The sequence below is a fragment of the uncultured Maricaulis sp. genome (assembly GCF_963975345.1).
Taxonomy (GTDB): domain Bacteria; phylum Pseudomonadota; class Alphaproteobacteria; order Caulobacterales; family Maricaulaceae; genus Maricaulis.
In genome coordinates, this window is sequence record NZ_CAXBGE010000003.1 from 169,055 (window position 1) to 186,831 (window position 17,777).

13 protein-coding genes are annotated in these 17,777 nt (G+C 64.2%); 2 read left to right on the forward strand and 11 right to left on the reverse strand.

The window, feature by feature from the left end:
* Window positions 1-69: 69 nt before the first annotated feature.
* From addA to tsaE, 5 genes are read right to left on the reverse strand one after another with little or no spacing between them, the layout of a single operon-like run.
* A complete protein-coding gene (gene addA, locus AAC029_RS04110) occupies window positions 70-3,624 on the reverse strand; it encodes a double-strand break repair helicase AddA (RefSeq protein ID WP_339744251.1) in 3,555 nt (1,184 codons plus the stop codon).
* Complete coding sequence (gene addB, locus AAC029_RS04115) at window positions 3,621-6,695, reverse strand: double-strand break repair protein AddB (protein WP_339744253.1); 3,075 nt, start codon at window positions 6,693-6,695, stop codon at window positions 3,621-3,623. The genes addA and addB overlap by 4 nt, the downstream gene beginning before the upstream one ends.
* Window positions 6,692-7,405 (reverse strand): nucleotidyltransferase family protein, encoded by a 714-nt coding sequence (locus tag AAC029_RS04120; RefSeq protein ID WP_339744255.1) that lies wholly within the window; start codon window positions 7,403-7,405, stop codon window positions 6,692-6,694. Before AAC029_RS04120 ends, addB begins: the two co-directional genes overlap by 4 nt.
* Complete coding sequence (locus tag AAC029_RS04125; RefSeq protein ID WP_339744257.1) at window positions 7,402-8,499, reverse strand: phosphotransferase; 1,098 nt, start codon at window positions 8,497-8,499, stop codon at window positions 7,402-7,404. Before AAC029_RS04125 ends, AAC029_RS04120 begins: the two co-directional genes overlap by 4 nt.
* The gene (gene tsaE, locus AAC029_RS04130; protein WP_339744259.1) at window positions 8,489-8,956 is read right to left on the reverse strand and encodes a tRNA (adenosine(37)-N6)-threonylcarbamoyltransferase complex ATPase subunit type 1 TsaE; all 468 of its coding nucleotides are present in this window, start codon (window positions 8,954-8,956) and stop codon (window positions 8,489-8,491) included. Before tsaE ends, AAC029_RS04125 begins: the two co-directional genes overlap by 11 nt.
* A 103-nt stretch (window positions 8,957-9,059) precedes the next feature.
* Here tsaE and AAC029_RS04135 point away from each other — a divergent pair, with 103 nt between their 5' ends.
* Window positions 9,060-9,380, forward strand: coding sequence for a 2Fe-2S iron-sulfur cluster-binding protein (locus tag AAC029_RS04135; protein ID WP_339744261.1), 321 nt, complete (start codon window positions 9,060-9,062; stop codon window positions 9,378-9,380).
* 15 nt (window positions 9,381-9,395) lie between these two features.
* On the opposite strand, the gene AAC029_RS04140 is transcribed toward AAC029_RS04135, so the two are convergent.
* Window positions 9,396-11,894, reverse strand: a complete 2,499-nt coding sequence (locus AAC029_RS04140; RefSeq protein WP_339744263.1) for an ATP-binding protein — start codon at window positions 11,892-11,894, stop codon at window positions 9,396-9,398.
* A gap of 201 nt (window positions 11,895-12,095) precedes the next feature.
* On the reverse strand, window positions 12,096-12,545 hold the full coding sequence (locus AAC029_RS04145) for an energy transducer TonB (RefSeq protein ID WP_339744265.1): 450 nt from the start codon (window positions 12,543-12,545) through the stop codon (window positions 12,096-12,098).
* Window positions 12,546-12,770: 225 nt separating this feature from the next.
* Here AAC029_RS04145 and AAC029_RS04150 point away from each other — a divergent pair, with 225 nt between their 5' ends.
* Window positions 12,771-14,495, forward strand: coding sequence for a hypothetical protein (locus tag AAC029_RS04150; RefSeq protein ID WP_339744267.1), 1,725 nt, complete (start codon window positions 12,771-12,773; stop codon window positions 14,493-14,495).
* A gap of 34 nt (window positions 14,496-14,529) precedes the next feature.
* Here the strand turns inward: AAC029_RS04150 and AAC029_RS04155 are convergent, their stop codons facing one another.
* From AAC029_RS04155 to AAC029_RS04170, 4 genes are all read right to left on the reverse strand, one after another.
* Window positions 14,530-14,805 (reverse strand): HPr family phosphocarrier protein, encoded by a 276-nt coding sequence (locus AAC029_RS04155; RefSeq protein WP_339744269.1) that lies wholly within the window; start codon window positions 14,803-14,805, stop codon window positions 14,530-14,532.
* The gene (locus AAC029_RS04160) at window positions 14,802-15,209 is read right to left on the reverse strand and encodes a PTS sugar transporter subunit IIA (RefSeq protein WP_339744271.1); all 408 of its coding nucleotides are present in this window, start codon (window positions 15,207-15,209) and stop codon (window positions 14,802-14,804) included. Before AAC029_RS04160 ends, AAC029_RS04155 begins: the two co-directional genes overlap by 4 nt.
* Before the next feature lie 67 nt (window positions 15,210-15,276).
* Window positions 15,277-16,899 (reverse strand): stimulus-sensing domain-containing protein, encoded by a 1,623-nt coding sequence (locus AAC029_RS04165; RefSeq protein WP_339744273.1) that lies wholly within the window; start codon window positions 16,897-16,899, stop codon window positions 15,277-15,279.
* A 10-nt stretch (window positions 16,900-16,909) separates the two neighbouring features.
* The gene (locus AAC029_RS04170) at window positions 16,910-17,620 is read right to left on the reverse strand and encodes a response regulator transcription factor (protein ID WP_339744275.1); all 711 of its coding nucleotides are present in this window, start codon (window positions 17,618-17,620) and stop codon (window positions 16,910-16,912) included.
* Window positions 17,621-17,777: the final 157 nt, after the last annotated feature.

The window sequence follows — 17,777 nt, forward strand, 5'->3', positions numbered from 1 at the left end:
TGTTCGGGACGAGTTCGACTATTGTGAACTCATTGGATGAGGCGGAGGTAAGCAGCGCCGGGGCAATCGTCAAGCGTTTGCACCTGACAGGAGGCCGTCCATCAACTCTGGGGGGAGCTCCATCAGCCGTGCCGCATCCGTCCATAACAGCGCGCAACGCACCGTCTTGCCGGGATGCAGACTGCGCAGCAGGGCCCGGTAGGCTGCCATTTGGCCGAGATAGACCCGCGCAACGCCGCTGACATCAATCGGTGGCGGGCGGTTGGTCTTGTAGTCGATGATCAGAACTTCGTGATCGGTCACCACCAGCCGGTCGACCTGGCCGCGCACCTTGGTGCCCGGTGGCAATCCCGGCGCGGTGCCGGTCAGCGCCACCTCGGCCCGGCTGCCCGGTCCGAACAGGGCGGCAAAGGCCGGATGATCGAGAATGCCCAGGGTTTCCTCGATTATGACCGACTGCATCGCAGGATCGAGATCGGGCTGTGCCGCAACAAAGCGGGTCGCGGCCTCACGGCGGCGGGCCGGATCGAGATCGGGCAGGGTCTCAAGCAATTTGTGAATCACCTCGCCGCGCCGGAAGCGCTGGCCGCCCGGATCAAGCAGGGGAGAAATCACCGCCTCGGACCCGCCCTCATCATCCAGCAGGCGTGACGGCGCGATGGCGCGCAAAGCGCCCGCTTCGGCAAGCGCCGGTTCAATCGCCCAGCCCGGTATCGCGGCGGCGGGCTGCGCATCGCGATCATACGCGCCCATCGCGGCTGGTGCCTCGCCCAGGCGCACGCCGTCACCAATCCCCTCGACGCGCGCCGAGAGCGGGGTGTCAAATTCGGCCCAGTCTTCGCCGGTCCATTGCGCCGCCAATTGGGTGTACCAGCTATCCTTCGCCACCGAGCCGCCTTGACCATTGCCTTGGCGCCAACCGCAAACGATCAACCGGTCGCGTGCCCGGGTCAGGGCGACATAGAGCAGGCGGCCATGCTCGGCCTGCACCTTGGCCGCCGCCAGCTCGCGCAGCTGCGCGACCACGGGCGGGTCCTCGGCCTTGCGCTGCGACCAGATCAGGCCGGCCTCGGGATGGCTGAAAATCGGTTCGCCCTTGCCGGTGGACGGTGAGCGCGTCGTGTCCGGCAGGATGATTACCGGCCGCTCCAGCCCCTTGGAGGCGTGAACAGTCATCACCTGGACCTCGTCACGGTCGGTACTCATCTCGCGCTTGAGCTGGGTCTCTTCGCCTTGCAGCGCCGCGATGAAGCTCGCCATCGCGCCGCCATGCTCGCGCTCATGCTCCAGTGCCCGCCCGAGGAAGACCTCAGCCGGATCGCGCGCCTCTTCGCCCAGTCGCGCCAGCAAGCGCGCCCAGCGGCTCTCGCCGGTCGCGCTGCGGCCATTGAGGAAGCCGCAATAGACATCATACAGCCCTATGCTGTCGGCCTTGTTGCGCCAGTCGGTCAGCGCCGTCTTGGCCTCGGCAAAGCGCGGATCGCTCGAGGTGAAGAGCGCATTCCACAGCGCGCCGCGATTGGTGTTGCGGCGGCTCTCGGCAAGATCAAACAGGGCCGCATCATCAATCGGCGGCACCGTGCTGGCGACCGGGTCGAAGAAGGGTGATTTGAGCAATTCAGCCAGCGCGAGATCATCACCCGGTGTGATCGCCAGCCGCCCCAACGCCAGCAAATCCTTCACCACGGTCTGTTCGCGCAGCACCATGCGGTCAGCGCCGGCGACGGGCACGCGTGCCAGTTTGAGCTGGCGGATCACTTCCTCGAAGAAGCCGCCCGTGCGGCGCCAGACCAGGATGGCGATGTCCTTGGGCTGCACCGGCCGCTGTTCGAAGCGGCGGCCCGGCATCTCCTGCCAGACGGCATCACCGCGATCGAGCATGGCGCGAATTTCCGCAGCGATGGTCTGGGCCAGGATATCGCGGGCCGAGCCGCGTCCGGGCGCATCAACCGGATCGAAGATCGAGTTTTCCTCGACCGTTTCCGGCTTCGGCACGGCCGGCCAGAACTCGACACAGCCCGGCGTGCCGGCGCGGGCTGCCTTGTGATTATGGTAGAAAGCAAAGGGGCGGGCCGGATTGGTATTGAGAAATTTGGTTTCCGGCGCGGTCGCCGCAATTGGTGCGAAAGCCTGGTCGACGGCGTGCAAAATCTCCGGCGCCGAGCGGAAGCTGACATCCAGCCCGGGCCGGGCGAATTTCAGGCCCGCCGCATCGCTGCGCTCGCCCAGCGCATCACCCTCGGCGATAAAGCGCGCCGGTTCAGCGCCCTGGAAGGAGTAGATCGACTGCTTCTCATCGCCGACGATGAACAGGGTGCGCGCGTCTTCATTGGCGCCCTTGCCGGCAAAGAATTCCGCTGTCAGCGAAGCGATCATGTCCCATTGCCGGGGCGCCGTGTCCTGGGCCTCGTCAACGAGCGCATGCGCCAGCCGGCCATCGAGCTTGTAGCCGACCCAGCCGGAAAACGGGTTGGCCTCACTCAACAAATGCCCCGACAGCACGATCAGATCGTCAAAATCGAGTGCCCGCCGGCGCAGCATCTCGGCCTCATAGGCTTCGAGAAACAGGGTCGCGACCCGCAAGGCTGCCGCGCTCGCTTCGGCGACCTGGGCGGCACGGACGCGGTCGCGGGCCAGTTCCAGACGCTCGGCTTCAGATTCGAGCAGACCGGGCAAGCTCGTCGCAGCCTTGGCACAAGTCTGGGTAACGAGCGATTTCGCCTGTTTGCGCTCACCCTTGGCGGTGAAGTAGGCAGGCAGGCAGGTGTCGAAGGCCAAGTCGGGCGAGGCTGCCTTCAGCGCCGCACCCAATATGACCGCCATCTTGTGATCGTTGGTCGTGCCGTAATTGCGCAAGACGATCACCGCTTCGGCGAGATGGGCATGCGGTGCAGCGGCCCACGCCTGCGCTTTCAGTTCTGCCGACGTCGTGCCGGACGCCAGATCGAACAGCGCATACATCTGACCGGTGAGCGCATCCGCATCACCGGCCTGTTCGAGCGCATCGCGCAGCTTGTGGCGATTGAAGCGGGTCCAGCGCAGGATATTGCCCAGCGCGTCGGGTCCGCCGGCCTGTAGCAGGATATCAACCGTGTCGCGGTCCAGACCCTGCAGCGTACGCCGCCGCGCGTGCTCGACCACTTTCGCTGCCTCGCTCTCATCGAGCGTCTTGAAACCCGGCGGCGCGCCAGCCTCGAGCGGGAATCGGCGCAGCAGGTTTTCGCAGAAAGCGTGGATCGTCTGGATCTTCAGCCCGCCCGGCGTTTCCAGCGCCATCGCGAACAGCTTGCGCGCCGATGCGAGCGAGGCCGGGTCAAGCTGGTCGCGTCCCAGCTCTGTGAGCGCATCGCGCAGCTTGTCGTCGGGCATCACCGACCAGTGACCGAGCCGGTCGAACAGGCGTTGCTTCATCTCCGCCGCGGCCGCCTTGGTATAGGTGACGCACAGGATCCGGTCCGGCGGCGTTTCGTCGAGCAGGATATTGATCACCCGGTTGACCAGAACGCGGGTCTTGCCGGAGCCGGCATTGGCCTCGACGAAGACGCTGGCGGCCGGATCGGCGGCGCGGTCCTGCTCGAGGGTGGCGCTCTTGATGATGGCGGGATCGAAGCCGGGCTCGCTCATGTCTCGCCGCCCCCCTCTTCGCTGCCACCGGGCGCACTGGCCCATTCGCCGCGCCGGGCGAGATGGTCGTAATCGCTGTAGTCATTGACGTATTTTGCACGCGGCTGGGAGAGATAGGGTTCCGTTTCGTTATCGAAACGAGTGATCCATTCGCGCAAATCGGCAATCGCCTGATCGGCCATCTCGGCGGCGCTCGGCGTCGGGGACTTTTTGGGCCCTGCCTCGTCGATCCGCGTCTCTTCGCCGCCGATGGCATTGCCCGGCAGGCGCACATAATACAGCCCGGCCGGATCGCCGGTGAAATCCTTGAACGCGCCAGGCTTGCGCGCCATCGCAGCAGTGAGCGGCAATTGCGGGTCGAAACCAGCCGCCACTTCCTTCGCCGTTGCCGCGCCGCCAGTTTTGTAATCGATCACGTCGATGCGGCCATCGCGATGGCGATCGAAGCGGTCGGAGCGGCCATTGAGCACCCAGTCGCCGCCCGGCACGTCGAGCGTCAACTCGCCTCTGATTTCCAGCTTGGCGATGGTGATGCCTTCAGCGCGGCGGGCGCGCTCCCAGGCGATCAGCCAGCGCGCGGCGCGGGCAAAGCGTGGCAGTTCGACCACCAGCTCCTCGGGCGCGAAGCCGGCCTTGACGAGGTGCCGCCGCGACACCGCGACCAATTGCGCTTCGGCGTCTTCCGGCAAGACCTCCAGCCAGTCCGTGAAGGCTTCTTCCAGCGCGTCGTGCAAGGCTGTGCCGCGCTCGCGACCGCCGATCGGCATGTCGGCCGGGTCGAGCCGGTCAATGCCGAGAATGCGGCGGGCATAGATGGAATAGGGGTCACGCACCCAGGTGCGGATTTCGGTGATCGACAGCCGGCGGGGCCGGGCGCTGACACGGGGCCGCGGCTCGGGCTTTGGCGCCGGTTTTGGGCCGAGACCGGGGGCGTTGAGATCGCGGGCGATGGCGGCATAGGGCTCGGACGGCTTCAAAGCGATATCCGCCGCCTCGCGCCCCATCGCGCCCTCAACCAGCGTTTTCAGCCGCCAGACCCAGCGTGAGGCGACGGTTGGAGCACCATCGGCCTTGGTGGCGCGGGTCAGAAAGACCTCGCCGCCGCAGGCCAGCTGGGCGAAATCATGCGCTGCCAGACCATGGCGGCGTTCCGGCGCGCCCAGTTTCAAGGCTTCGCGCATGCCCGCCGAGAGCCAGGGATCAACCCCGAGCCCCGCTGGCCAGACGCCTTCATTGAGGCCTGCCAGCACAATCCGGTCGGCATGGATCAGGCGCGCCTCGAGCGGACCGAGCACTTGCAGACGTGGATGCACGCCCAGACGCGGCGGCACGCGGCGCGCCCGCACCAGTTCCCGAAAGGCACCGGCATAATCAAACAGGCGCATCGGCGGCAGGCTTTCGGTCTCGCCGAGCAATTCGCGCAACACGCCAGCCGCCGCCTCGCCGCCCTCGCCCGACCAGAGCCGTACAGCCCCGTCGCGATCCGCGCTCGAGGCCAGCGCTTCGGCGGCGCGGGCATGACGTTCGGCCCAGACGGAAGCCGGGAGCAACTCGTCAGCGCCCAGCGGCGCCATAGCCGCCTCCATCTGCGTCAGGATCGCCTCGATGGCGGTGCGGTCATCATCGAACAGCTTGACATATTTGCCGTCCAGCCGCGCGCGTACCGATGCCAGGTCGCGCCCGGGCCGGACACCACGCAGCGCCTCGGCCTCGAATTTCCCGAGCACGCCATGCACCAGCCCGCGCTCCAGCCCAGCGGCAAACAGCGGCGAGCCCCACAGCGCCGACAGCGCCACGACACTGCCGGCATCTTCGGCGACATCGAGCAGACGCAGCAGGAAGGCCCCGGCATGGGTTTCCGCCAGCGACGCGCCGCCGGAATCATCGAGCCGGACGCCAAAGCGGTCCATCTCGGCAGCAACGCGCCGCGCCAGACCGCGATCCGGCGTCACGAGAATGGCGGTCTTGTCCGGTGTATCGAGGGTCTCGCGCAGCAAGAGGGCGCAGATACGGGCCTCGGCCAGCAGGTCAGGCGCCTCTATCAGGGAGAGGCGGTCGAGGCCACGGGCGAAATAGTCATCGCCATATTGCAGCTTGAGCTGCTCGACGCGGTCGAGCCAGTCATCGGTTGCCTTGGCGGGGCGCAGGGATTCGGCGATGACGCGACGCCGGGCCCGCGCCGGCGCCTCCTCCGCCGAGCCCAGCCATTGCCCGACATGCTTGCGATGCATGCCGAAATCACTGACGAAAGCCTTCATCGCCCACTGCGGGTGGGAATCATCGATATGCTCCCACGCCTTGTCATCGGCATCCCAATCGAAGCCCGGCAGGACAACGGCGCCCTGCGGCAATTGCGCGACACAGCGCATCACATCGCGCGCTGCCGGGATCGAGCCGGTCGAACCGACGACCAGAACCGGGTGCGATGGCGGCTGTGTCTGCCAGCGCTCGACCAAGGCTCCAAGCACAATCGAACGCCGTGCAGCGCTATCGACCAGGCCGAGCTCGGCCAAACGCTGCGGCCAGATCTCGCCGACGATATTGAGAAACTCCACCGCCTCGCGGCGGTCGGCTGGCAAATGCTCCTGCAGTGCCTCATCGAGAACCGAAAAATCCTTCACATCCTCGGTCGCCAGATCGTCGAGCAGGGCGCCGAGTGGTTCGGCCAGGGCGAGCGCGCCGCCAATGCCGATCTCTCGCCCCAGCACCGCTTCCTTGGCGAGAATCAGGCGCGCCAGCTCAAACCGGCGGCGCGAACTGGAGACGGCTGGCGGCGCAATCCCGGCCAGCTCGCCCGGCTCAAACGGCGGATCATCGACATCGATATCGCCGAGCGGCCGGATCATCGGCAGCAGGGCAACGCCATTGCCCGCCTCTTCGGCGAAGGCGTCACCGAGTGCCTTGGCGGCACGGCGGGTCGGGGTCAGGATCAGGACACGGGTCAGCGCATCGGGATGAGCCTCGACGTTGAATTCAAGCCGCAGGCGGCGGGCGATGGATCGCAGAAAGTCGGCCTGGGGTGGCAGGGTGAAGAGGCGTGGGGCCGGCGTATCGAACAGGCTCTCGCTCATCCGGTCAGACGCGCCTCGGCCGCCGCCACCGCCGCCGGATCACCGACATGCATCCAGAAGCTCTGCATCGGCAGGCCAAACACCCGGCCGCGCGGAACCAGATCGCGCCAGACCTCGGTCATGGAGAAGCGGGTCGCCGCCCGGCCCGCCATGATGGAGGGCTTCATGATCTGAACGCCTGCATAGGCAAAGGGCGCGCGCTCCGCCTCACCGCGCCAGGCAACACGGCCATCATCACCAAGGAAGAAATCGCCAGCCCCATGGAAGCCGAGCGTCGCCTGCATCGGGGCGAGCAAGAGGAGAACATCCATCCGCTCCGGATCCCAAGCGGTGCGCATCCGCTCCAGTTCCGGCTCGGGGCCATCGACCCAGATCGCGTCGATATTGGAGATGAAAACCGGGTCCTCACCGAGCAGGGGCAGAGCCTTCACAACGCCGCCGCCGGTCTCCAGCACACAGTCGCGCTCATCAGACACTGTGAGGCTTGCCGCACGCGGATGAGCGCCGATATGCGCCTCCATCGCGTCGGCGAAATGATGCACATTGATGATGGTACGCTCCACCCCGGCCGCCCCGAACCGGTCGAGGGCCCAGTCGAGCAAAACCTTGCCGCCGACCTCGACCAGCGCCTTGGGCCGGTCATTGGTCAGGGGACGCATCCGTGTGCCCAGCCCGGCGGCGAGCGCCATGCCGGTCACGATGCGGGTCATTTGTGCGCTTCCGCGAAGACGGCCGGAGCATGCGCCTTGGTCCACATCAAAAGCGGCATCAAAGCGGGGTGCTGCAGATTGGTGACGTAGTGGCGCGCCACACGCGGGAGCAGGTCGAGATAGCGTTGCTTGCCGTCTCGCACGGCGAGACGAACAAATATGCCGAGAATTTTCGCATTCCGTTGGGCACCGAGCACCGCATAGGCAGCGTCAAATCCGGCGGCATCCTCAATCCCGGCCTTCTCGATGAAACGGGCCTTCAGCGGGATCGCCAGATTATGGTCGACACTGCGGCGCGCATCCTCGATCAGCGAGACGAGATCATAGGCCGGATGCCCGATCACCGCGTCCTGGAAATCGAGCAGGCCGACACAGCCATGCCCCTCACGCTCGGGCAGATGAATCAGGTTTTCAGCGTGGAAATCGCGCAGCACCAGACCCGGCGCACAGTTTTCCAGTCGCTGGAAGGCGCGCGTCCAGATCTCGGTCCACTCGGCCCGGGCGACCGCATCAATCGTCACGCCGGCATAGCGGCCGATAAACCAGTCGAGGAAGAGGTCTGCCTCCGCCGTCAGTGCGACGGCATCATAGGGCAGAAGCGGCCATTCCTGACCATCCAGTGTGACGCGGTCTGAAAACGAGCAGCGGTAGATCGCCGCCAACGCATCGACGGCCTGGGTATAGAGCCGGCCCTCATGCATCTGGCCCGGCAAGAGCCGGGCATAGAGCGCATCGCCAAGGTCTTCGAGCAGCAAAAAACCCTGATCGGCATCGCTGGCCAGAATGCGCGGGGCGGAAAACCCGCGCTCGGCCAGAGCTTGCGCAAGGCCGGCAAAGGCGACGAGGTTCGATCCGGCCAGCCGCGCCTGCGCATTATAACCGAGCGTCGAGCGCTGTTCCTCGGTGGCGTCCGGCGGGCAACACGGCGCTTCGGCGCGGGCCGGTGCGTCCATCAACATGGCGCGCTCATCGCCGCGCGCGAGCCGGAAATACTGGCGGGTGGAGGCGTCGCCCGGCAAAGCGACAGGATCAACGCCGCCCCATCCGGCCCGTTCGAGAAAGGCAAAGCGCGCCTGGTCGCGATCAGAACTCATCAAGACGATCCTTCCAATTTCCAAACCCTGTGACCCGAGCCTTGCGGACAGTGTCCACGCCTGCGCCGGACATGGCTATGGAAATTTCCAGCCGGTCAGCGGGCAACGCAGCGCCCAACCGTTCCGGCCATTCAATCAGCGTGATCGCCTCATCAAAAGCATCGTCCAGTCCCAGCTCCTCAAGCTCGTCGGCAGCCTCGATCCGGTAAAGGTCGACATGCCAGAGCGGCACGCCGGCATTGGTCTCATAGAGCTGAACCAGAGTGTAGGTCGGGCTGGGGGCATCATCGATGCCGCACAGATCGGCGATGATCTGCCGCGCCAGCGTCGTCTTGCCGGCGCCGAGATCGCCGACCAGAAACACCACGTCGCGCGCTTTCAGGACCATCGCCAGACTGTGGCCGAAGGCTGCCGTGTCAGCGAGGCCCGTCAAGGAAAGGCTGCGTGATTGAGTCATGCAACGCGCTTAACGAAGCGCGCCCGCGACCGCAAGCAGTGAAGCTGAACTTGACATCGCTGTGAACGCTGTTCATTTCCAAACCGCAGAACCGGAGCGTCGCATGGCCAAGATTACCTATATCGAACATAACGGAACCGAACACAGCATCGAGGTCGCCAATGGCCTGTCGGTGATGGAGGGTGCGGTCCGCAATATGGTCCCCGGCATTGATGCCGATTGTGGCGGCGCTTGCGCCTGCGCGACCTGCCATGTGTTTGTCGATGACGCTTGGTTCGAGAAGACCGGCTCGCGCGAAGCGATGGAAGACTCGATGCTCGATTTTGCTGACGGCGTGACGGAAACCTCGCGCCTGTCCTGCCAGATCAAAGTTACCGACGCGCTCGACGGGCTGATCGTCCGGATGCCGAAACACCAGGGCTAAGGCCGGCGAAACCGGTCAGCTTTCCGAAGCGATCCGTGCGTCATTGGCCAGCATGTCCTCGACCAGCACGCCTTTGAGGTCGAGTTCCTTGGGCGTCCCGACGCTGCGCGCTTCGGCGGGGAGATGGCAGGCGACGAGTGTGCCTTCGCCACGTTCTGATTTCAGCTCGACCCAGCCGCCATGCAGCAGGGCGATATCCTTCACCAGAGCCAGGCCGAGACCGGCACCGCCGCGCTCGCCGCGGGCAAAGCGGTCGAACACGCTGGCCTGCTTTTCCGGTGCGATGCCTTCGCCATCATCATTGACCCACAAGGTGAGCTGATCGCCGTCACGGCGGGCACCAATCGTGATGCTGCCGCCCGGCTGCACATGACGCAGGGCATTGGACAACAGATTCATCGCGACCTGTTTCAGCCGATTGCGGTCGGCCCGCAACAGGCCGAGATCGCCTTCGATACGCGTGTCGAGCTTGATCGAATGATGGTCGGCGCGGGCTGCAACCAGTTCGGCCGCCTCGCGGACCACATCCTCGAGATTGACATCACCCAGATCGAGTTCGAGCTGGCCGGCATCGATCGCGGCAATATCGAGGATATCATCGATCAGCTTGGCCAGATGCGAGGAGGCAGACTGGATCGCCGCCATCGGCTCTTTCTGGCGGTCGGTCAGCTCGCCGGCAAAGCCTTGGGCGAGCAGGTCGGCATAGCCGCCAATCGTCGTCAGCGGCGTGCGCAATTGATAGCTCACATGCTCGACGAATTCGGTCTTGATCCGCTCGGAGGTTTCCAGCGCCTCAGCGCGCTCACGCAAAGCTTCTTCGATGCGGCGGCTATCGGTGACATCATCCCAGCAGATCAGCGTCGCGCCATCAGGCAGGGGCCGTGTGAGATAGGTCAGGACGCGCTCATCGGAACGGTGCATTTCGCCGGTGACCTGTTTGCGCGCCTGCGGGCTTGGATCGGTGACACGGCCGCGAATATCATTCCAGACCCGGTCGTCGGCATACAACACGGCACAGGTTTCCGCGACGGTCTCGAAATCCGGTTGTCCGTCGAGTTCCTCGGCGTCGAACCCCCATAATTGCTCGAAGGCGTTATTATTGAGCTGCAGCCGGCCATTGGCGCCAAACACTGCGACGGCCTCGTGCAGCTTGTCGAGCGTGGCGCGCTGGACATTGATCAGCGTGTTGTAACGGGCGCGCAGGGCCAGCTCGTCGGTCTTGTCTTCGAAGATCAGCATCAGGCCGCCAAGCGGGTGACGCTGGCGCGCAACGCGCAGCGTGCGTCCATCGGGCATCGGCCATAATTCGTCTGGCGTTTCGTCGCCTGGTGCCGATTCGTAGCGCGCCAGCTCGGTGGCCTTCCAGGCCGCGAAATCGGCCTGTTCCGGCAGCAGACGCTTTTCACGCATGCGGTCGAGCAGGGGGCCGTGACCCGGACGGTCATTGAGCCAGGCCTCGTCGAGTTTGAACAATTTCGAAAAAGCGGTGTTGTGGAAGGAGGTGCGCTTGGAATGGTCGAACACCACCACGGCCTCGGCCATGTGGTTGAGGGTTTCGTCATGGGCGCGGCGGAAGCGCGACAGGGCCGATTTTGCTTCCTCGCCCTCGGTGACATCGACGGCAAAACCGGCGGCGCCGCCGGAAACCGGGAAGACCAGAAACTGCATCGCCCGGCGGCGGCCTGCGATAACGATCACGCGGGTATCGGCCACGACATCGGACTTGGCCGTTGCCTTGGCCGCCTGTTCGGCCATGCCGGCATCGAGCGTGGTTTGCTTGAGCAGCACATCGTCGATCTGGTCGGCCTCGACGGCCTTGACATAGGCCTGGTTGGCCCATTCCAAGCGGCCGGTCGCATTCATGCGCCAGGCCGGGAAGGGCGCGCGGCCCAGCATGTCGAGAAAAGCCAGCGGGTCCTTGTTCACCAAGCGTTGCGCTTCTTCGACGCGTCCGCGGGCGCCGGATTCCTCAAGACCACGGATCGTCGAATCCGACAGCCAGACCACCAACTGGGTCCCGGCCGCGCGGCCATCGACTTCCAGGAAACGGCCACCAGGGCCGAGAATGGTCAATGAGAAGGGGCTGCCCTGCTGCATCAGATCCTGGAAGCGAAGGCGCAAGGTCGTCTCACCACCGCCGGCTGAACGCGCTTCGTAATCGGCCAAGCCTTCCATCAGCGTGCTGGCCGGATCCGGTCCGTCGCTCGCTTCGGCAAAGCGCAGCAGGGACGCCAGCGCGACAGGGGAGCCGAAAATTCGTGGGTGGCCCCAACCGGTGTCGGATTCGTCGAAAGGCGGCTCGTCCCAGACCAGAACCAGGCCCGGATGGGCCCCGAACACGCTGTCGGCACGAGAAATTTTGTCTTCCAGGTCTGAGGTGCGCCGGCGCCAGAGGGTCTGGGCGGCACGGGCACCGGCTGTCAGCCGGTAGGCCCACATACCGGTCGCGAACGCAAAAGCAACGGCACCGAGTGTGACGATCAGGGTCACGATCTGGAAGGTCTGTCCGGTCATCAATCTCGCCCTGCGGCCGGCCTCTCCCCAAATTTCAAGGCCCGCACGAATCACCATGATAACCATGCCGGGACTCGCGGGCGATGCCTGCAGCCGCAAATCTCTTAATAACTTATCTAATACCCGGAAAAGCGCGAGAAATATCGGTGCAGAAAATCGTATTAGCCGGGGATAATCCAGTGCGGGCACGCCGTTTGATGCCTAACGGATCTGCACTTCGCCGGCCCGGAACTCGAACATCACAACACAGTTCTCCAGCACATCGACGCCGTCGAGCGGGCGAAAGCGCCAGTCTGAAACCGCGCGCAGAGCGGCGCGGTTGAAGGGGCCGTCCGGGACGGCGCGGGCGACACGGGCGCGGTCGACACGGCCATCGGCATCCACATTAAAGCGGACCACGACCCAGCCCTGGCGGCCATGGGACCAGGCAGCGCCCGGATAGGTCGGGTCCGGTGCCTCTAGCGCTGCCAGTGTCGATCCACGGCAATCTTCTGGTCCAATCATCAGATCGACATTGGGTGGAGTCGGGTAATCGCTGACCGGTCTGAACGGGCCCCGTGCGTCCGATAGCGCATCAGGCACCCAACGGTCGGGTAGCGATGAGCAAGCAGTCAGTGAGAGGCAAGCGAGGGCGAGGATAACGCGTGTCATGCGCGACAGGCTAATGCGCCGCCGGACCGAAGCAATCATCCCACGCAGCGGCAAAGGTCGCGACCAGGATCATGCCGTGTTGCGAGCCGAGCCTGTAACAAACTTCATCATAACAGAGGTTCTAATTGCGGCCCCGAACTTGTAAGCTTCCCCGAGAGATACCGCCAAATGGTCCGGATTGGCACAAGCCCTGTCCGCCAAGCGTTTTACGAGGTGCGTCGAGTTATGTCCCTGTTGCCAACCGCCCATGCCGGTCAGTCCTTCGGATCGCGTCGAATCGACTTCTTCACAGTCTCCGGAGAAGTCTCCACTTCCGACGCCGGCTCCGGCCGGATCACGGACGGCGATGGCGTCGATCATGATGTCCGCTTGCTCGAGCGCACCAGCGCGCTCGCAAAGGGCGATAGCGCAACAGTTCTACGTGTCCAGTCAGGGCCCAACCGGCGCTCACGCCCGGTCGCGATCATCAATCATTCCCGTGCCTTGTGGATGCGTGCCGCGCCGGACGCGACCTCGATACTGGCGCGTTCCGGGGTCACACGGACCTTGAATTGGTGGCTGTCCGTGCTCGCGCTGGCGCTGGTCGCCATCGCGGTCGCCTGGCCCAGCCTGCACAGCTTTCTCACCGAGTTGAATGGCGCGATGATGTCGGGCCTGCCAGCCTTTGATATTTATGCCCAACTGGGTGCGCCCTTACCCGAACTCGCGAATTGGCGTCTGGAAACGGCGCTCTCGCCGGGACTGTTTGACGGCATTGCCGCACTCGGCTTCGTTCCGATGGAACAACTCACCGAGTGGGGCTTGGTGTTCGCGGTCACCGGGATGGCCTTGATCGCCTTCTTCGCCCGCTCTTGGCGTCTGGTCTATGTGCCGGCGCTGGCTTTGTTGTGCGTCTTCGCTGGTGCGATCCTGGGCAATCCGGTTGTCAGTCTGGCCATGATTGGCGGCGCTGTCCTCCTGTTCGTGATTGGTGGTTTCATCAACCGGGTTCGCGATGGCGGCCGGTTCAATGCCCGTATCGAACGGCTTGCAGAATATGTTCTGCGTCATCCGCCAGAGGAAGGTGTCAGGACATCCGAACCCGTCCGGACCGGGACAATCGCCCCCGAACCGCTCGCTGCCGCAGCCGCGGCGACGGCCATCGAGGCCGCATCTGCCGTCGCCGAAGGTGACGATTCGGGAGTTGCGCAGGACGCCGCCTCTACCGACGACACACCAGCAACCACCGACAATCCGGCCGAGAGTGCCCCCAATGGGGAAATCGCCGCCGACGGTGATGATTCAGAGGCTGCAGCAGAGGCCGTCGGGGACGAGACCTCACCAGCCGAGCCTGCTGAATCCGGCTCCAATGGTGAAGTTGCCGCCGAGACTGCGGATGAGGCTGAGCCAGCGGACGAGAGGTCTATCCCGGCAGGGCCACAAGTGGGCCAAGCGGAGACCGATGATGACGATCTGCCAAGCTTGGAAGCGGTAGCTGCAGCCGCAGCACTGAGCAATGTCGAGCGGACAGGCCCGTCTGGAAACTCAGCGACGGCACTCGATGACGAGCGCACCATGGCCGTAGCGGCGCCGCCGCCCATGCCGGCAACTCTCGAAGTCATGGCTGCCGAGAGCCCCGCCCCGCCGGTCGGTGCAGCGCCGGAGCCGGTTGCCGAGGACGGTCAACCTGCCGATGAGCAGCTCGTTACTGAAACTCTGATTGCCACACCGCTGCCGGTCTCTACGGAGGAGGACGGGACAGCAGGAGCCATGGTCGCACCGACGCTCGAAGTCGATGAAACTGTCCTCACAGGAGATGACGACGTCACCGACTCTGCCGTGCCCGCCCCGTCAGCCGAAATCGACGATCCGCTGATCGGCGATGATAGCGATCCTATGGTGGCGAAGGCGTCCGGCGACTTTGCCCCGGGGGCACCGGAGATCGAATTGGATCAAGAGCGAGCGGAATAGGTGGTCGCCTAGCCTTCGCTCCCGCGCCTGGGCTTCAGTCGTCTTCGTGAAACCCAGCCTCAACGAGGTCTGCCAGCGCATCGGCGACCTCGGCGGCTTGCTGGCCTGAGGCTTCGATGCCGATTTCCGAGCCTTTGCCCGCCGCCAGCATCAATAATTCCATGATCGAATCCGCATTCACGGTCTCGCCATCACGCGAGACGTGGATCACGGCGTCATAGCCTTGCGCCAGCTCAACAAATTTCGCGGCGGCGCGGGCGTGCAAGCCCCGATTATTGCAGATCGTCACGCGGCGCTGGGCCAGACTCACTTGCTTGAGCCTTCAAGCACATTGGAAGCGATGGCAATATAACGCTTGCCGGCGTCCTCGCCCATGCGGGCCAGACTGTCGAGATCGGCGCGCGAGCGTGCCTCCGCCAACTTGATCAGCATGGGCAGATTGACGCCAGCGATGACTTCCACCTTGCCGGCTTCGAGCAGGGAAATCGCCAGATTGGACGGTGTGCCGCCAAACATGTCGGTCAGGATGAGGACACCTTCGCCGCGATCTGCATCGGCAATCGCCTGCCGGATATCGCCGCGGCGCTTCTCCATATCGTCGTCGGGTCCAATGCAAACAGCCAGAAACGCATCCATTGGCCCAACCACATGTTCTGTGGCGGCCACGAATTCATCGGCCAAGCGGCCATGACTGACGACGACAACTCCTATCATGTCGACCATCTAATCGCGGCTTGGCTCGTCAGGAAAGCGTCTTTTTGCAACATACGCAGCAGGATTGTCAGTGAGCCGGCGCCGCGGGCAGTTCAACAGTGAAGCGTGCGCCAAGGCAGGCCCCTGTTGCATCAAGCCTGTTGCTCGCCGTGATGCGCCCGCCATGGGCCTTTGCGATCTGGCGTGAAATCGCCAGGCCGAGGCCGGAATGGGTGCCGAAGGCAGCGCCAGCCGGGCGCTCGGTATAGAATCGGTCAAACACCGCTTCCAGATTGTCCGCCGGAATTCCGGGGCCATCATCATCGACGGTGATGAGCAGGGTCGTGTGCGGTTCGCGCTGCCCCCGCATGGCGGTTACATACACCTTGCCTCCCACGGGGCTGAAGGTGATCGCATTATCAATCAAGTTGCGGAAAACCTGCCCCAGCGGCCCTTCGCGGCCCAAGACATGGCTGTTGCGGACCTGGCTTTCAAAGATCACCGGAGTGCTGTTGGCCGGTGTGTCATTATAGGTTTCGGCCAAGCTCTGCAGCAGGCCGCCGAGATCAAACGGGGAGACATCCTCCCGCGCCAGCTCGGCATCGACCCGTGAGGCGCGGGATATGTCGGTGATCAGCCGGTCGAGCCGGGTGACGTCGGCGGTGATAACGGCCAGCAATCGATCACGACGAACATCATCCTTGGCTTTGGGCAGGGTTTCAGCCGCTGAGCGGATCGAGGTCAGCGGGTTTTTCAGCTCGTGCGCGACATCAGCGGCGAAGCTCTCAATCGCATCCAGCCGATCGTACAGGGCGTCCGTCATTTCCGAGAGCGCCACGCCCAGCTCGCCAATTTCATCCTTGCGGGCCCGCAGATCGGGCATTTTCACGCGCCGGCCGCCGGCGCGGCGGGCTTCGTGTGCCGCTCTTGCCAGGCGGCGGATCGGACGCGCGATAAACACGGTTAGCGCCAATGACGACATCGCTGTCACGAGCGCGGCAATCAGCATGAAGGGCAGCAGGGCCTGCCGGTCTGCATCAATCAGCCGGTCGAGATCATAGGACTCGATGGTGACAACGCCGATGATCGCGCGGACAGGCTGGATCGGAATCGAGACCGACACCACCCGGCGGCCATCGGATTCGCGCCGGACGCCGGCAATGATCTCGCCGGCAATGGCTTGGCGAACCTCATCCTGCAAGTCACGGTTCAGGGCCAAGCGCTCCTCGGGCGAACGCAATATATTGGCAAAACCGTCGAGCAAGCGAAGCGGCAGGCTCCGCGCGGTTTCGGCGGCGCCATCCGGGTCCGCCCCAGCGGGTGGTAGCACGGTGGTCTCGAACACATCTGCGAGCAGATGGCTGTCGGCAACCATGGCGCCGCCCTTGTCGAACACAAGAACCCGGGCTTCGGCTGGCACATAGAGTTGACGCAACAGAGCGCGGGCATCGGAATTACGCAGCGCCGGGGCCGGGCTCCCGACCGACGCGCCCTCGGCCAGCACATTGGCGATCAGCTCACCCTGGCTACGCAGGGAATCGAGCTTGGCGTTGACCAAACCCTGGCGGGTTTCGGTCAGCGCCAACATGCCAAGGACCAGCACACCCAAGGCCACGAAATTGGCCATCAGGATCCATTGCGCCAAACGCGACGAGGCTCGTGGCGTCAAGCCACGAAGAAACGCGCGTACTCGCCGGACGGTCTCGCGCATATCCGTTACGTCAATCTTCCTTGTACCGGTAACCCACGCCGTAGAGGGTTTCGATGGAATCGAACTCCTGGTCCACTTCCCGGAACTTCTTGCGGATCCGCTTGATATGGCTGTCGATCGTCCGGTCGTCGACATAAACCTGATCGTCGTAGGCAGCGTCCATCAGATTGTCGCGGCTCTTCACATAGCCGGGCCGCGTCGCCAGCGCCTGCAGGATCAGAAATTCCGTCACGGTCAGGCGGACAGGCTCGCCAACCCAGGAACAGGCATGGCGATTGGAATCCAGCAACAGCTTGCCCCGGTCCAGCGGTTTGGCGTCGCCGGGCTCGCCGCCGGTCAGCGTCAACGGTTCCGAAGACAGTCTGGCGCGGCGCAAAACCGCTTTGACCCGTTCGCCCAGCAGGCGCTGGGAGAAAGGTTTGGCGATATAATCATCGGCCCCGAGATTGAGCCCGAGCGCTTCGTCAAACTCGTCATCTTTCGAAGTCAGGAAGATGACGGGAAGGTTTGAGGACTGTCGCAGGCGACGCAATAGCTCCAAACCGTCCATGCGCGGCATCTTGATATCAAAGATGCCGAGATCCGGTGGATCGTCGGTCAATGCGGCCAGCGCGGAGGCGCCGTCATTATAGGTCCGGACATTATATCCCTCGCCCTCGAGAAAAATCGAAACCGAGGTGATGATGTTCTCATCGTCATCGACGAGCGCAATAGTAGCCATGCCATCTCCACCCATTGCACCGCCAACCGGGTGCCGAATATTACTTTCGACTTGGAGAATAGACGCGGCATGGCCCACACGCCAAGCATGAACCGCCAGAATGCGGCGAGTTCATATGCTTTTAAGCCTATTGCGCCAATCTGGTTGCAATTTCACG

What these genes read in the sequence shown, in the direction of transcription:
- addA (WP_339744251.1), bottom strand. Translation starts at nt 3,624, where the DNA reads ATGAGCGAGCCCGGCTTCGATCCCGCCATCATCAAGAGCGCCACCCTC.
- addB (WP_339744253.1), bottom strand. Translation starts at nt 6,695, where the DNA reads ATGAGCGAGAGCCTGTTCGATACGCCGGCCCCACGCCTCTTCACCCTG.
- AAC029_RS04120 (WP_339744255.1), bottom strand. Translation starts at nt 7,405, where the DNA reads ATGACCCGCATCGTGACCGGCATGGCGCTCGCCGCCGGGCTGGGCACA.
- AAC029_RS04125 (WP_339744257.1), bottom strand. Translation starts at nt 8,499, where the DNA reads ATGAGTTCTGATCGCGACCAGGCGCGCTTTGCCTTTCTCGAACGGGCC.
- tsaE (WP_339744259.1), bottom strand. Translation starts at nt 8,956, where the DNA reads ATGACTCAATCACGCAGCCTTTCCTTGACGGGCCTCGCTGACACGGCA.
- AAC029_RS04135 (WP_339744261.1), top strand. Translation starts at nt 9,060, where the DNA reads ATGGCCAAGATTACCTATATCGAACATAACGGAACCGAACACAGCATC.
- AAC029_RS04140 (WP_339744263.1), bottom strand. Translation starts at nt 11,894, where the DNA reads ATGACCGGACAGACCTTCCAGATCGTGACCCTGATCGTCACACTCGGT.
- AAC029_RS04145 (WP_339744265.1), bottom strand. Translation starts at nt 12,545, where the DNA reads ATGACACGCGTTATCCTCGCCCTCGCTTGCCTCTCACTGACTGCTTGC.
- AAC029_RS04150 (WP_339744267.1), top strand. Translation starts at nt 12,771, where the DNA reads ATGTCCCTGTTGCCAACCGCCCATGCCGGTCAGTCCTTCGGATCGCGT.
- AAC029_RS04160 (WP_339744271.1), bottom strand. Translation starts at nt 15,209, where the DNA reads ATGATAGGAGTTGTCGTCGTCAGTCATGGCCGCTTGGCCGATGAATTC.
- AAC029_RS04165 (WP_339744273.1), bottom strand. Translation starts at nt 16,899, where the DNA reads ATGCGCGAGACCGTCCGGCGAGTACGCGCGTTTCTTCGTGGCTTGACG.
- AAC029_RS04170 (WP_339744275.1), bottom strand. Translation starts at nt 17,620, where the DNA reads ATGGCTACTATTGCGCTCGTCGATGACGATGAGAACATCATCACCTCG.